Origin of the sequence: Paenibacillus sp. NPDC058898 (genome assembly GCF_049316025.1) — a bacterium.
Lineage (GTDB): Bacteria > Bacillota > Bacilli > Paenibacillales > Paenibacillaceae > Paenibacillus_AQ.
Window position 1 is genome coordinate 234,585 of the sequence record NZ_JBMOSM010000002.1, and the last position, 13,992, is coordinate 248,576.

General features: G+C 52.5%; 14 protein-coding genes. 2 read left to right on the forward strand and 12 right to left on the reverse strand.

What is annotated here, in order from left to right:
* Window positions 1-16 precede the first annotated feature (16 nt).
* The 9 genes from ACOZB4_RS05255 to ACOZB4_RS05295 all read right to left on the reverse strand — a co-directional run bounded on the left by ACOZB4_RS05255 (window position 17) and on the right by ACOZB4_RS05295 (window position 10,400).
* The gene (locus ACOZB4_RS05255) at window positions 17-1,657 is read right to left on the reverse strand and encodes a (2,3-dihydroxybenzoyl)adenylate synthase (protein WP_379414320.1); all 1,641 of its coding nucleotides are present in this window, start codon (window positions 1,655-1,657) and stop codon (window positions 17-19) included.
* Entirely contained in the window at window positions 1,654-2,898 is a 1,245-nt protein-coding gene (gene dhbC, locus ACOZB4_RS05260) for an isochorismate synthase DhbC (protein ID WP_379414319.1), read from the reverse strand. The genes ACOZB4_RS05255 and dhbC overlap by 4 nt, the downstream gene beginning before the upstream one ends.
* A 69-nt stretch (window positions 2,899-2,967) precedes the next feature.
* Window positions 2,968-3,753 carry a 2,3-dihydro-2,3-dihydroxybenzoate dehydrogenase gene (locus ACOZB4_RS05265; RefSeq protein WP_379414318.1) on the reverse strand — a complete coding sequence of 262 codons (786 nt, stop codon included), beginning with the start codon at window positions 3,751-3,753 and terminating at the stop codon, window positions 2,968-2,970.
* A gap of 13 nt (window positions 3,754-3,766) precedes the next feature.
* Complete coding sequence (locus ACOZB4_RS05270) at window positions 3,767-4,609, reverse strand: alpha/beta hydrolase (RefSeq protein ID WP_379414317.1); 843 nt, start codon at window positions 4,607-4,609, stop codon at window positions 3,767-3,769.
* An 11-nt stretch (window positions 4,610-4,620) separates the two neighbouring features.
* Window positions 4,621-5,691 carry an ABC transporter substrate-binding protein gene (locus ACOZB4_RS05275; protein ID WP_379414316.1) on the reverse strand — a complete coding sequence of 357 codons (1,071 nt, stop codon included), beginning with the start codon at window positions 5,689-5,691 and terminating at the stop codon, window positions 4,621-4,623.
* A 48-nt stretch (window positions 5,692-5,739) separates the two neighbouring features.
* Window positions 5,740-6,954 carry a helix-turn-helix domain-containing protein gene (locus tag ACOZB4_RS05280; RefSeq protein ID WP_379414315.1) on the reverse strand — a complete coding sequence of 405 codons (1,215 nt, stop codon included), beginning with the start codon at window positions 6,952-6,954 and terminating at the stop codon, window positions 5,740-5,742.
* Between the two features lie 259 nt (window positions 6,955-7,213).
* A complete protein-coding gene (locus ACOZB4_RS05285) occupies window positions 7,214-8,014 on the reverse strand; it encodes a Cof-type HAD-IIB family hydrolase (RefSeq protein WP_098747957.1) in 801 nt (266 codons plus the stop codon).
* A gap of 38 nt (window positions 8,015-8,052) precedes the next feature.
* Window positions 8,053-8,805, reverse strand: coding sequence for a pseudouridine synthase (locus ACOZB4_RS05290; RefSeq protein ID WP_379414314.1), 753 nt, complete (start codon window positions 8,803-8,805; stop codon window positions 8,053-8,055).
* Window positions 8,802-10,400 carry an RsmB/NOP family class I SAM-dependent RNA methyltransferase gene (locus tag ACOZB4_RS05295; protein WP_379414313.1) on the reverse strand — a complete coding sequence of 533 codons (1,599 nt, stop codon included), beginning with the start codon at window positions 10,398-10,400 and terminating at the stop codon, window positions 8,802-8,804. The genes ACOZB4_RS05290 and ACOZB4_RS05295 overlap by 4 nt, the downstream gene beginning before the upstream one ends.
* Before the next feature lie 160 nt (window positions 10,401-10,560).
* Between ACOZB4_RS05295 and ACOZB4_RS05300 the strand changes: the two genes are divergently transcribed.
* Both ACOZB4_RS05300 and ACOZB4_RS05305 read left to right on the forward strand, forming a co-directional pair.
* Entirely contained in the window at window positions 10,561-11,088 is a 528-nt protein-coding gene (locus ACOZB4_RS05300; protein ID WP_379414312.1) for a thioredoxin family protein, read from the forward strand.
* Window positions 11,085-11,540, forward strand: a complete 456-nt coding sequence (locus ACOZB4_RS05305) for a PCYCGC motif-containing (lipo)protein (protein ID WP_379414311.1) — start codon at window positions 11,085-11,087, stop codon at window positions 11,538-11,540. The genes ACOZB4_RS05300 and ACOZB4_RS05305 overlap by 4 nt, the downstream gene beginning before the upstream one ends.
* 83 nt (window positions 11,541-11,623) lie before the next feature.
* Here the strand turns inward: ACOZB4_RS05305 and ACOZB4_RS05310 are convergent, their stop codons facing one another.
* The 3 genes from ACOZB4_RS05310 to ACOZB4_RS05320 are packed head-to-tail and all read right to left on the reverse strand — an operon-like array spanning window position 11,624 to window position 13,988.
* Window positions 11,624-12,067: a DUF309 domain-containing protein gene (locus tag ACOZB4_RS05310; RefSeq protein ID WP_379414310.1), complete on the reverse strand. Its 444-nt coding sequence runs from the start codon at window positions 12,065-12,067 to the stop codon at window positions 11,624-11,626.
* Window positions 12,057-12,869 (reverse strand): GTP pyrophosphokinase, encoded by an 813-nt coding sequence (locus tag ACOZB4_RS05315; protein ID WP_076325749.1) that lies wholly within the window; start codon window positions 12,867-12,869, stop codon window positions 12,057-12,059. Before ACOZB4_RS05315 ends, ACOZB4_RS05310 begins: the two co-directional genes overlap by 11 nt.
* Before the next feature lie 24 nt (window positions 12,870-12,893).
* Window positions 12,894-13,988: a quinone-dependent dihydroorotate dehydrogenase gene (locus tag ACOZB4_RS05320; RefSeq protein WP_201259441.1), complete on the reverse strand. Its 1,095-nt coding sequence runs from the start codon at window positions 13,986-13,988 to the stop codon at window positions 12,894-12,896.
* Window positions 13,989-13,992: the final 4 nt, after the last annotated feature.

Sequence of the window (13,992 nt, forward strand, 5' to 3'; positions counted from 1 at the left end):
TATATTCACCCGAGCGTCATGATGTTTGTATCGCTAGTTCACGCAGACTCTTTTTGCTTACTTTACCGACACCCGTGTGCGGGAAGGAATCCATAAACTCCACCCGATCCGGGATTTTGTATGCAGCGAGCCCCCTATTTCTGAGAAAAGCCTTCAGTTCATTGCCGCTAACCGCAGCATCATGGACGATAACGAATGCACAGGTCCGCTCGCCCAGATACTCGTCCGGCATGGCGACCACGGCTGCATCGTGCACGCTCGGATGGGCAAGCAGATGATTCTCGACCTCCTCGGCCGCGATTTTGTCACCCCCGCGGTTAATCTGATCCTTGGAACGGCCTTCGATCACCAGGTATCCTGAGGTCGTCATACTCGCCAGATCCCCCGTTCGATAGAAGCCGTCTGTGGTAAAAGCCTTTTCGTTAAACTTGTCCGCTTTATAGTAGCCGCGAATCGTATAGGGTCCCCGTGTCAGCAGTTCCCCCACTTCACCGGGAGCCACCTCCACGTCATCCTCATCGACCAGCCGCACTTCATCATACGGGGACATCGGACGCCCCTGCGTATGCACCGTTATCTCTTCCGGGTCATCCAGCCTGGTATAGTTCACCAAGCCTTCCGCCATCCCGTATACTTGCTGCAGCGTACATCCCAGCACCGTTTTTACCCGCTTGGCTGCCTCTGCACTGAACTTGGCCCCGCCCACCTGCAGCACCTGTAGGTGGGATAGATCATCCGAGCGGGATTGTGCGGCCTCAAGCCAGATTAAGGCCAGAGGCGGGACGACCGCCGTTATTGTTACGGCCTCGGAGGCGATCAGCGGAAACGCCACCTCCGGACTCGCGGACCTGGCAAGGACAACTCTCCCTCCCGCATACAGCGTCCCCAGTACGCCCGGCGAGCTAAGCGGAAAGTTATGGGCAGCGGGCAGTACCGCCAAATAAACGCTATCCTTATCCAGCGAGCAGATTTCGGCGCTCATGCGCAAGCTGTAAATATAGTCGTCATGCGTGCGCGGAATGAGCTTCGGCAGTCCGGTCGTCCCGCCGGACAGCTGCAGGAACGCAACATCGCCGGGATCGGGGCCTTCCTCGTCTAATTCGCTTGAAGGACTGCCCGAATCATCGAGATACAGGTCATCCAGGGATAGAAATGAACCCGAGCCCGGGTCGCCTGCAACGATGACATGGCGCAGCGAAGGAACCGATGCTTGAACTTGAGCTGCCAAGTCCCGGTAATCATATCCCGAATCCTGATCCGGTATAATATAAGCGGCAGCTTCGCTGAATCCGCATAGATATACGATTTCGCTCCGGCGGTGGACGGGCAGGGCGAAGACAGGAATTGCCCCGATGCGGAACAGCGCAAATATCGTATCGAAAAATGGCGCGATATTCGGCAGCTGAACGATAACCCGTTCCTGCGCTTTAATCCCGAGCTTAAGAAATCCAGCTGCTAGGCGGTCCACCCGGTTGTCCAGCTCAGCATAACTTGTACGCTGATGGCCACTCACGATCACAGTCCGCTCCCCATGCGCTGCCGCACGCTTCCGCAGCAGCGCTCCAAACGTTTCGCCCTGCCAGCATCCTTCCTCCCGATAACGGGCTGCAAACTCCTCCGGCCAAGCCTTACAACCTGCCAATTCCAACATCCTCATTCCTCCTCCAAAAGCGTTGTCTGCTGCTCATTCAAGCCCATGGTTGCAAGAATCGTGCGGAATTTGGCTGACGTCTCGGCCAGCTCGGCTTCCGCATTGGAGCCTGATACGATTCCGGCTCCCGCAAACACCCGCAGTAAGGTTCCTTCCGTTTCCGCGCAGCGAATCGTTACGGCCCACTCGCCGTCTCCGTTAGCATCCGACCAACCAACGGCCCCCGAATAGAATCCGCGATCAAACGGTTCGATCGCTCGTATGACATCCCTGGCCGCATCGGTCGGCGTGCCGCAGATCGCCGGTGTCGGGTGCATCGCCAGAGCAAGATCCAACGACGTTACGGAATCATCCTTCAGGACGCCGTTGATTTCGGTAGACAGATGCCACATGGCATTCGTGTGGATGAGGGTAGGTTCGGCGGGAACTTCCAACTTGCTGCAAAAAGGCTGCAAAGCCGACGCCACAGCATCAATTACGAGGGCATGCTCATATCGGTCCTTGGCGGATGACAGCAGGGCTGTCGCCCGCCGCTTATCTTCAACGAGATCGGTACTCCGCGCGGCGGAACCGGCCAAAGGATTCCCCTTGATTCGAAGCCCCTTCTTCGTTACGAGCAGCTCTGGGCTTGCCCCAAATAGAGTCCTTGTAGATGCAACGGCATCCGGACTGGAAGCGTGGGGTAACTCGGGTGCCAACGGAACGGCAAACGTATAGCCATGGGAGTGATGATAAGCTAAGTGATTCAATATATGAGGAATGGACAAGGCATGAGGAAGCGTGATCTCCAGTGTTCGGGATAGCACCGCTTTATGGAGTGTTTCTTGACTAATCAGATCCAGCAACCGGTTCACGCCTTCCTTGAACGCCGCCGGTTCAGGAACGGACAGCACGTTATAACTGGAAATCCGGGGCCTATCCGGGGCTTGGCCTGTAGAGAATAGAAGGGAATCATACCACTGAGCCGTAAGCGGAATAAACAGGTTCGCCGGCTTCAATATGTCAAAAGGGATGGCGCCTACAACAACGGCATCCGACCGTCCCGCTTGCTTGGCGAGGTCCAGCAGTTCCCAGGCGCGTTCCGGCAGTGAACTATGATCGTTCCCTGAGGGAATCGAAAGTCTTGAATACTCTCCATACGTTAACAACGTCTTGCGCGGGGATGAGAAGAAGAAGGACGAACCGACCCGGTATTGTTCCATAAGTTGCACAGCCTCGGCTGCGGTTGGAGCATCGTACTGTAACATTTCAGTCTCCTCTCTGCTTATGAGCCTACCTTTTATCGAATTTGCAAAAAGAATAAAACACGAGAATCCTCAGCAGCCCAACGTCGCGCCGCCATCCACGCATACATCCTGCATGGTCATGTGCCGGGCCCGATCGGATACGAGAAAAATGACGGCATCCGCAATATCGGAAGGGAGCGCGATTCGACCAAGCGGTATGCCGACACGGTAAGAGTCCAGCGCCCCCTCGATGATGGACCCTGCGCCTTGATCATCCTTCCAGAGCAAACGCTGCATCCCAGTATCCGTAGAACCCGGGGAAACCACATTACAGCGGATGTGATGACGGGCATATTCGAGCCCCAAACACTTCGTGAACATCGTGGACGCTGCCTTGGAAGCAGCATAAGCCGACATTTGGGCCCGTGGAACTCTGGATGCATTCGAACTCACTGTCACGATAGATCCGGAATTACGGCTCGCCATCCTTCGGACGACGGAGCGCGACGTGTAGAATACGCCGTTGGTGTTGACGTTGAAATGCGCCTGCCAATCCTCGTCGCCAAGCGACTCAACCCCTCCGATTCGCAGCACTCCGGCAACGTTAACGAGAATCTCGATCGGACCGAGTTCCTCTTCAATCCGCTCGATCATCGCTTCAACCTCGGCACTGCAGCTGACATCCGTCTTGTAAGCCGCAGCCTGCACACCTGAGCCGCATAGATCGGCCGTAAGGCTGATCAGCTCGGCCTCCTTCTGATCGCAAGCCGCGACGACAGCTCCTTCCCGGGCGAGGGCTCGTGCCACCGCTTCGCCTATCCCTTGGGCGGCACCGGTCACGAGGGCTACTTTCCCGTTAATACCTGTAATCTCCAAGGCGATCAACTCCTTAGTCGTGAGGATAAAGTGCATGCCGTAATGCTCTGCTGATGAGGACAGGCAGTACGGAAAGATGCCCCTCGTCCTCAAACTCTTTGAATTCGGCTGAGATGCCATACATAGACACAGCAGCCAGACGGTCGGCGAGTTCGGATGCGCTGATGCAATTGCCGGTGACATGGGACCTCTCGTGCTCTCCTGCACCAAGCAGCAGCCGAACATGGCAAGGCTCTTTCTTGATGCGTTCGACAAAGCGCTGCTCCAGCTCATGTAAATATTCCTGATTCCAGTGAATAGATGGGCTGCCCGCGATATAACACGAGAATGCCTGCGGTTTGCTGAACATGGTATAGAGCGTGAACAGCCCGCCAAGAGAATGACCGAAGATCGTCTGACGACGGCGGTCGATGTTAAATTCGCTCTCGATCTGCGGTTTCAGTTCCTCCTCGATGAATTGCAGGAACTCAGCCGCTCCTCCCTGTTCCGGTACGGAACCCCCATCCAGCTTGTTTTTGAACTTCATGTTGGGGTAGGGCGTGTAATCATAGAACCGATTCGGGGCATACTGCCCCTCCGTCTCGTAACCGATACCGACTATGACCGCCGGCAATACCCCTGTTTTGTCCGGCCTGTGGCACTGCAGGCGCAGCGTTTCGACCATCGTGTGAAACACGCTGTTGCCGTCCAGTAAATAGATGACCGGATATCCAGACGGCGGGGCCGGTCCCATCGGCTGTGCCGCAATGATTCGGTAGCGGCGCTGCCCTGCCCTCGAGCGCATCACCCAATGCTCCGCATGGGGCAGCTCCACGCTGCGCCGCATCATATCAACGTAAGGCGTATGATGGCTCATGCAGTGCCTCCCTATTGACCCGTGATGGAGCGAACGACATCATCCACGATTTTCTCGTAGGCAATAAGGCCGCTTCCCAGCCAGTATTCGTTATTCGCTTCATAGACATGCCCGTTCTTAACGGCCGGCATGCCCTTCCAAATCGGGCTTTCCGTGATTTCCTTCAAACGCTCGGTTCCCTGATCGTAGGCGTTAATGACAAAAATATAATCTGCATCCAGCTGCGGCAGTATCTCCAGCGAGATGTTAGCTGCATTCTCGTTCTCGACCAGCTTGGACTTGCCCAGTCCCAGGTCTTGATGGAGCACAAAGCCGCAGAGATAATTTCCGCCCATCAAACTGACGCCTCTAGGTGCAAAACGAATGATGGCAACGTTCCTGTCCCCCACCACGGAACTCAGCTTAGCCTTCGCTTCGCTTGCTTTTTGCTCGTAATCCTTCAGAGCGGTCTCGGCCTCCGTTGCTTTCCCAAGCAGATCCCCCAAGGTGGTCAGCGATTTCTCAACATTACCGGAAGCATTTTTGAACACGTATGTTGGCGCGATTTTGGCGTATTTTTCATATGTACCGTCCGCAGCATAGGTTTCGGTATGGAGCACGATGAGATCTGGTTCATAGGACATCAGGGCTTCTGGTGAAGGTAAGCCTCCTGAAAAATCAATCAAGGGGACGCCGTCCAGCTCCTGCTGCAAATAGGTGTGTCCCATCTTGCCGTTGGCCCATTGTGCAACAGGCTTCACGCCGAGCTTCAGCAAAGAATCCTCCATGTTCGGTGCAAACACTTTGTTCACCTCAGCCGGAATCTTCACTTCATGCCCAAGCTCATCCGTTACCGTACGCTCCTCCTTGGGTGACGTCTCCTCACTGTTCGTCCCTGTTTCTTCCGTCGACGATTGGCTGCCCTCCACCTTACTGGACGTCTCAACCGCTGCCTTCTTCACTGCAGGTTGATCGCCGCCCGCTGCTTCGGAATCCACCTTGTCCCCACAGCCTGACAACAAGCCTATGACGATAACACAGCACGCCAGTGCTGATATTTTGATCCTCCAACTTCTCTTTCCACGGTTAAAACGTTCTGCCACAATATATCTCCTCCTGTGATAATGATTCTCAATTAAGTCGAGTATATATTACGTAACAAACGATTCACCATGGCTTTTATCCAGAACTCCGTTTGGACTATCTCCTGTAAACAGCAGCAATGCCTCGTCCAGCATTCTCGTCACGGCAAGAGCGGAATATTCGAACCACGGATCGGACGAGATCATGTAGACGCTGCTTAGAACGACAGCTCGGAGTGTCTGCCAATTCGCAGAATGCAAAAGCGCAAGCCAATAGCGGCGTGATGTGGCTTCAGGGCATACCGCGATCAGGATCCGGTCCGGATTGATCCGTTGCAAATCATCCAGCGTGATCTGTTGATTACGCATGGTATCCAGACCGCAAGCTTCCTTGAGCTGTAAATCCTGGTATAGCACTTCCTTAAGTCCCCGGTTACCGTATGCATAGAGGCTCTGTCCATATATTCGCAGCGCAACGATACTCTCGCTTCCCATTACTTGCCGCATTCGTGAGCGTGCGTACTGCACTCGACGTTCATACTGTTCTATCCATAATTGTGCCTGCTCTTCTTTATTCAAAAACGTTGCGATACTCTCCAACTGCTTCCTCCACCCTGCATGGGACGGAACAATCAAGGTAGGGGCAATATGCTCCAGCTTGGTGACTTCCTCTGGACCGAGATAGTCCATGCCGATAATAACGTCAGGTTTTGCGCGGAACAGCTGCTCGATATTCTCCTCGAAACGGCTGTCCGGATAAGGGGACGTCAGCTTTAAGCGCGACTTGATCTGCGAATGATAGGCATTGTAGTAATACGGGGTCCACTTCGCGTCAAGAGGCGCAGCGGCAGGGACGACATTCAACGCTACCAGCTGCCCGATGATAGAGGAAGAGCAGGCCGCAATAAGCTGCCTTGAATTTCGGGCATATTCGGACGGCGACATGCCCACCTTCTTTTTAAAAATACGGCTGAAATAGAACTCATCCTTGTAACCGACTCGCTGTGCAATGTCTCGAAGCCGATCGTCCGATTCGGCCAAATAACGCTTCGCATGATTCATACGAACGTGGGTTAGGTAGTCGATCGTGGTTTGGCCGAATGTCTTTTTAAATAAATCCACAAAATACTTAGGACAAATATTAGCCATCCTGGCCAATTGGCCAATAGATAACGCCTCTTCATAGTGGCAATCGATAAACTCCTTAATCTCAACCAGACTGGTTCTCCCGCTACGATCCGAATCCGATAGGCTATCTATTTTCAGCTCTTCTTCCGTACGCATGAGTTGCCTCCTTTTTCCGATAAAACGAGATGCAGGCTATGCAGGCATGTTTATCAGCCTCAATAATTGATAATGATTATCATTTTCATTGATAAAAATAGCATGCCATTAGCAACGTGTCAATCCAAATTTGGAAAGAAATGCTTGTCCCTATACTCTGAATGAAACCTGTTAACAGGTTTCAAACTACGCAAAAAACCCGCCATTAGGCACTTTCCCAAGTGTCCTGTGGCGGGTTCTCTTTTATAAAATAGTCGATTTACGACAAACAGTATTTCACCAATGCCTCGTGTACGCCGTCCTCATTGTTCGAAGTTGTCACCGCATTGGCTGCAGCCTTGACCTCGACCGGAGAGTTATCCATCGCAATCCCCATCCCTGCATAGGTCAGCATCGTAATATCGTTGAAGTAATTGCCGATGGCCAGCACCTCGTCCGGCTCATAACCTCTTCTTGCTGCCAGCTGCTGAAGCGCGCTTCCCTTGGATGCTTCACTATGCATAAGATCGATGAAGTACTCTCCGCTTCGCAGCATGTTAAAAGGAAGGGTCCACTGGCTCCAATCTGCGTAGACGCGGTCGATATCGGCGGATTCGCCAAAGGTTGTGAATTTGACGACCGGGTCTGACAGCTCCTCCCATGACGGCAGGTTGCTTGGCAGCATTAAATAGTTCTCGTACATCGAACGAACCGGACCGGCAAGCTCCTCCACCTGGTCCACATACATCTCAAAGGCGGTATTCACGTCAAAATGCACCCCGTGCTCACGGCAGTATTTCATGAAAGGCTCAAGCTGAAGCGGGTCCATGCCGAACTGATGCACAATTTTTTGGGTCTCCACTTCTACCGTTGCCGCACCATTATGACTGATGACATAACCGCCAAGACCCATGCTTTTCATAAAAGGAATCGAATTCAGCGGTCCTCTGCCTGTGCACAGTACAATTTCCACCCCTTGTTTTGCGGCTTCCATTACGGTGTTCCTCGTTTTCTCCGTAATTTCATGATCATCATTCAACAGCGTTCCATCAACATCAAGTGCTACCAATTTGTATGCCATTCTCCATCCATCCTTTAGTCTCTATTTCTCTATCGTGATTATGCCCTTCCGATCAAAGACAATTCTTGCTCGGTCAGCTCCCGGTACGCCCCGATCTCGAGCTTTTCATCCAATTGAAGTTCGCCCATGCTGACTCTTTTGAGATAAACGACTTTTTTGCCTACCGCCTCAAACATCCGCTTGACCTGATGAAATTTACCTTCATGGATCGTTAGCGAGATGCGGGACAGCTGGGCCCCGTCGCCTCGTTCCTCATGGGAATGGATTACCAGCTCTCCGGGCAACGTTACGTATCCGTCATCTAAGGTAATTCCCGCAGCAAACAACCGCACATCCTCATCGTCCACCCTGCCCTCTACTATCGCTTCATAGGTTTTCGGGATATGCTTCCGGGGCGACAGCAGCTCATGGGCCAATTTACCGTCATTTGTAAGCAGCAGCAGTCCTTCCGTGTCCTTATCTAATCGGCCCACCGGAAACGGCTCGAAGATCAGGTATTCCTCATCCAGGAGATCCAGCACCGTACGATCACGAAGATCCTCGGTCGCCGAAATGACGCCCGGAGGTTTGTGCAGCATGAGATACACAAATTCCCGGTATTGAACGGTCTCTCCTTCAAACTCAATGATATCCGTATAAGGATCAACATGTTTGCCAGAGTCCTTCATCACCGTTCCGTTGACCACGATGCTCCCTTGTTTGGCTTTTTTCTTCAATTCGGCCCGCGAGCCGAATCCCAGATTAGATAACACCTTGTCCAATCTTTGCGTTGTTCTGCCTTTAGCACTCATATCGATGTCCACCTCCACCCTGCCGGATACTCATTCTTCAATATTCCTGCCTGCCATTTGCCCCAACCGGCTGAGTATCCGTCTATACACACTAACACATAACCCTTCGCTTCAGCACCCGATCGACAGATCACGCGCTCTTCCGGAATCGATAAGGTTTCCCCTTTCAAATACCGGACCGCTTCCCCGTCCTCGGAGGACAGGCTGACATAGCGAACAGCCTCATCCGCTCGAAGTGCTGTAGCCAAGGGATGTCCAGGTACAAACCGTTCATTCTTCAACTGTCCCATATACCATCCGGGACGAATCACTTTGAGCTGCTTCAGCCGCTCTTCTGGCAGGGGCGATACATACACATGGTTCCCGTAGATTACGGGATATCCCGTCAGCTCCATATCCAACTGCTCGCGAATAAAGGCTTGTAATAGATGAATCGAACCCGATTGAGAATCCGTAACGCTCCGGGGGGATGCCTGCTGGCGCGTTGCACCTTTATCGTATTTCCCTGGTTTACCTGATCTCTCCTCCCGAAGAGCAGTTTTACCTTTACGTTCACGGGATTGCTCTGTCCGGGAGGATATAGCAAGCGACTCGTTGACCAAGCCGCCAGGCTTGAATAATGGAGCTTGTTCCCGTTCAGCCTCACGCATGTTCAGCTCGCCCTCCCGCTGAAGCACGGCCATGAAGTGTCCTTCGCCTCTGACCTTATGCGGCCACAGTCTGGCGGTCCCGGAAAGCTGCTTCAGTACATCGTCCTTCACCTTTTCCTGTCCCGGCATCCAGGCCGTTTCACCCGGAGAATAAAATTCCGAATGATCCACCGGGACCACGCAAAAATCCGGATGCTCATTCAGAAACTCCGCAATCATCCCTTCGTTCTCCTCTGGAGAGAAGGTACAGGTAGAATACACCAGCCGACCTCCCGGACGGAGCATGGCTGCTGCCGATTTCAAAATATCCCGCTGCATCTCCGCAAACTTCAGCGGAGACGACGCTTCCCAGTACTTCAGCATGGATTCGTCTTTGCGGAACATCCCTTCGCCGGAGCATGGGGCATCGATCAATATTTTGGAGAAAAATCCGGGGAAAGCACCCGCGATCCGCTCCGGATCCTCATTCAGCACCACGGCGTTCCGCACGCCGTACATCTCCAAGTTTTTGGCAAGCGCTTTGGTGCGGTCCGGATGAAGATCATTGCTAACCAACACCCCCTGCCCACTCAGCTTTGCTGCAATCTGCGTAGATTTGCCGCCGGGAGCCGCGCACAGGTCCAGCACCAGATCCCCCGGCGTTACGCCGAGCAGTTCAACCGGCGCCATCGCGCTTGGTTCCTGAATATAATATAACCCCGCATGATAGTAAGGATGCCGTCCCGGACGCTCTCCAGCCTGAGTATAATAACCGGTGGAACACCAGGGGATGGGCACAAGGTCAAAGGGAGACAACTTCATGAATTCCTCTCTGCTGATCTTCAGCGTATTCACCCGAATGCCGGCATTCGGGGTTTGTTCATAAGACTTCATAAAATTGTCATAGTTTTCGCCAAGCAGCGATTTCATCTTCGCCAGAAACGGCGAGGGCAGTTGTAATGCCATACATGGTACCTACCTGTTCTGTATCGTATCGTTTGAAAGTATATTTTCACCGTGCTGAAGCAAACATTCGCATGTTCCGCTCCGACTTTTAATATTGTATAATAAACTACATTAAAAAGGACAAGTCCTTATTTATTATTAATCATTAGGGGGTGGATCCATGAACCGCAAAAAAAAGAATAAATACACCGCATTATACGCCTTCGGCGGAGTCTTCGTCTTATTGATTGCTGCACTCATTTTCTTGAACGGTCAAGGAGAAGCAAGCGAATTGTACGGGGGCAAGAAGGTCTCCAGCCTGAACCCGGCTACGCAAGAACTCCTTAATGATCCGAACTACCAGCAAATCATTTTGCCGGATCAGCTGAAGAACAAGGTTGACAACAAAGAGAACTTCTTCGTGTACTTCTTTGCATCCGACTGTCCGCACTGCCGTGCGACGACCCCGGAACTGATGCCTTTGGCGGATGATGCTGGAATTACCATGCACCAGTACAACCTTCGCGAGTATCAGGAAGGCTGGAGAGAGTACAACATTGAGTTCACCCCGACGCTGGTCTACTTCGAGAACGGTGTAGAGAAAGAACGCATGGTCGGCGGATTGAAACCGGAAGGTTCCAGTGAAGGCTATTCCATCGATGAATTCAAGCAAATCCTGGATAAATATAAAGGGAGCGTGACGAAATGAACCGCACTCGCGCCATCCTCTTTACCTTTATCATTTCGGGCATGCTGCTGACCGCATGCGGCGGTAAAGAATCCGCTGCCGGGCATCAGCACGGCGCCGATTCTGAACGATATGAGACAACAGCCAGCATGACAGTTATGCCGAAGTTCTTGTCGAGCTATACCGACAATACGCAAGCAACCTATGCCACGGTCGGAGAATTAGAAGACATCATGAAGGAAATCAAATGTTATTGCGGCTGCATGGACGAGGAGAACGGCTATCACGATTCCCTTCATCGCTGCTTCATTGCCGAGAACCAGGACGGCGAAGTCAAATGGACGGACCATGGCGCTCAATGCGGCATCTGCCTGACCGAGCTGCAGGATGCCAAACGGCTTCATGACGAAGGAAAATCCGTCGAGGAAATCAAACAGTTCATCGATGATAAATACAAAGGTACCGAATCTTAATCCTAAATGGTCATATAAAAAAGAGCTGCCCAAAAGTAGATCCCTCTACAGACGGGCAGCTCTTTTTTCACTTGTTCCTAAAGTTACTTGGAATGTGCCCGCTCCGGCTTTCGCCGCTGCGGAATGTTCGGCATGATGCGCTCCGATGCCAACCGAACTGCCTGCTTAAGCTCAGTATCCCCAATTTCGATCGTCAAATCCCTATAGGGAAATGGACGAACGTCATACGACGCCAGCTGCTTGGCATAGTCACGTACTTCGCTTACCAGCCTCCCCATCGAGATCCCCAGCTCATCCCCGGGATAACTCCCGAGTCGGGATACAGCGCTTGTGAACATTTTAAATGCTCCTCTTACGTTGTTGTTCCGGAAATGAAAAAGCCCGACAGCCACTTGCAGAAGTCCCTTATACCTTGGATCACGATCCCGCGCGAGCCACAGTTCCTCTAACACTTCATGACATTCGAAGTAGTCCCGATCACGGTTAAAGTAAACGAGGTAAGCGACATACAGCGGTTCATAGCTCATGCTCGTTTACTTTCTTCTTGGCTTCGGCCAGCAGCTCCTTCACCTCATCCAGAAGCACCTTCATCGCATCCATGTCATGATCCTGAAATATCGCGTTAAACCGGCTCTGAAAAGCAATTGCCTCATTGACCAGATGGAAGAAATACAGCTTGTGAATCGCGTTCAGCACCTGTGTCGTAATATTGGAATCGTCCTCGAACTGCCGCTGCGCCTCCAATATATCCTCCCGGATGCTCGACATTTCCGTATCCAGCGTATTCGCCGCTTCTCCGGCCTTCTTCAGCCGTGCCCGAATGTCATCCGGAAGGCTTTCCCGGTACTTGTAGCTAAGGGAATGCTCAATCGTAGCCCAGAAATTCATAGCCAGCGTGCGGATCTGAATTTCGGCAAGCACCTTCTTTTGCCCCAAAGCCGTTTGCACCGGATATTCGATAATCATATGAAAGCTCCGATAGCCGCTCTCTTTGAAATTGGTAATGTAGTCCTTCTCGTATAATACAGTCAGGTCTTTCCGTGCCCGGATATATTCGGCTACCCGCCGGATATCCTCCACGAACTGACACATAATCCGAATGCCTGCGATATCCTCAATCCCGGTTTCCAACTCGTCCATCGGCACATCGAGGCGTTTCGCCTTGTCCAGTATGCTCGAGATCCGTTTGACCCGACCCGTTACGAATTCGATCGGTGCGTATTCCTCCCGTTTTTTCAGTTCGGAACGCATCGTCTTGAATTTAACCTTCAATTCCTCAACGGTCTGCTCATACGGAAGCAAAAATGTCCCCCAGTCTCTAACGTCCATCGCCTTGCCTCCTGTCTTTACCCTTTACCGATGATTAGCCCCGACGGCTTCGGAAATATGGCTGAAGCCATCCCGTGCAAGCAGCTCCCGGAGACCGGAATGAAGCTTGCGGTTCACCTCAGGCCCTTCATAGATAAGTGCTGTATAAATTTCCACCAGGCTTGCGCCCGCGCGTATTTTGTCATAAGCATCACTTGCCGTAAAAATTCCGCCAGACCCGATAATCGGAAGCGCACCGCCGGTCTGCTTGTAAATCCGGGATACGATCTCCGTCGATCGGTTACGCAGCGGTTTGCCGCTAAGGCCGCCGGTTTCTTTGGCGTTACTGTGCGTCAGGCCATCCCGGGAAAGCGTCGTGTTCGTGGCGATAATGCCGGAAACGCCGCTTGCACTAATCGTATCCACCATGAATTCCAGTTCCTCATCACTCACATCCGGCGCAATCTTCACCAGGACGGCCTTCTCGCCTCCATGGATCTTGGCTTGGCGGGACATTTCGTTCTTCACGGCTTCCAGCAAGGATGACAATTCGCTCCCATGCTGAAGGCTGCGCAAGTCCGGCGTATTCGGGGAACTGATGTTGACAACAAAAAAGTCGCCATACGGAAATAAAGCTTGAATGCAAGCTTCGTAATCACCGTTGGCTTTCTCGTTCGGAGTCGCCTTGTTCTTTCCGATGTTGACGGCAACCGGAATACGGCGTTCCTTGAGTGCGGACAGCCTTTTTGCCATCGCCTCGGCCCCTTCGTTGTTGAAACCCATCCGGTTGATGAGTGCCTCATCCGGAGGAAGCCGGAACAATCGCGGCTGTTCATTGCCCGGTTGTCCCTTCGGGGTCACCGTTCCTACTTCCATAAATCCGAAGCCTATGGAGGAGAAACCTTTGACGGCCTGGGCATTTTTATCTAACCCGGCGGCAAGTCCGACCGGTGTCGGGAAATGAAGCCCGAACAGGTCCACCGCCAAATCCGGTGTTTCGCTAACACCGTACATCCCTCGCATGACAGCGTCTGCGCCGACCACGCCGGAGGCACGTCCAAGGCCGCCAACCACAAGGTGGTGAGCTTTCTCGGGATCGAGTTTAAAAAATATAGGTTTGCCTATGTTGCGGTACAGCACATCC

What these genes read in the sequence shown, in the direction of transcription:
- dhbC (WP_379414319.1), bottom strand. Translation starts at nt 2,898, where the DNA reads ATGTTACAGTACGATGCTCCAACCGCAGCCGAGGCTGTGCAACTTATG.
- ACOZB4_RS05255 (WP_379414320.1), bottom strand. Translation starts at nt 1,657, where the DNA reads ATGAGGATGTTGGAATTGGCAGGTTGTAAGGCTTGGCCGGAGGAGTTT.
- ACOZB4_RS05300 (WP_379414312.1), top strand. Translation starts at nt 10,561, where the DNA reads ATGAACCGCAAAAAAAAGAATAAATACACCGCATTATACGCCTTCGGC.
- ACOZB4_RS05310 (WP_379414310.1), bottom strand. Translation starts at nt 12,067, where the DNA reads ATGAGCTATGAACCGCTGTATGTCGCTTACCTCGTTTACTTTAACCGT.
- ACOZB4_RS05305 (WP_379414311.1), top strand. Translation starts at nt 11,085, where the DNA reads ATGAACCGCACTCGCGCCATCCTCTTTACCTTTATCATTTCGGGCATG.
- ACOZB4_RS05295 (WP_379414313.1), bottom strand. Translation starts at nt 10,400, where the DNA reads ATGGCATTACAACTGCCCTCGCCGTTTCTGGCGAAGATGAAATCGCTG.
- ACOZB4_RS05280 (WP_379414315.1), bottom strand. Translation starts at nt 6,954, where the DNA reads ATGCGTACGGAAGAAGAGCTGAAAATAGATAGCCTATCGGATTCGGAT.
- ACOZB4_RS05270 (WP_379414317.1), bottom strand. Translation starts at nt 4,609, where the DNA reads ATGAGCCATCATACGCCTTACGTTGATATGATGCGGCGCAGCGTGGAG.
- ACOZB4_RS05290 (WP_379414314.1), bottom strand. Translation starts at nt 8,805, where the DNA reads ATGAGTGCTAAAGGCAGAACAACGCAAAGATTGGACAAGGTGTTATCT.
- ACOZB4_RS05285 (WP_098747957.1), bottom strand. Translation starts at nt 8,014, where the DNA reads ATGGCATACAAATTGGTAGCACTTGATGTTGATGGAACGCTGTTGAAT.
- ACOZB4_RS05315 (WP_076325749.1), bottom strand. Translation starts at nt 12,869, where the DNA reads ATGGACGTTAGAGACTGGGGGACATTTTTGCTTCCGTATGAGCAGACC.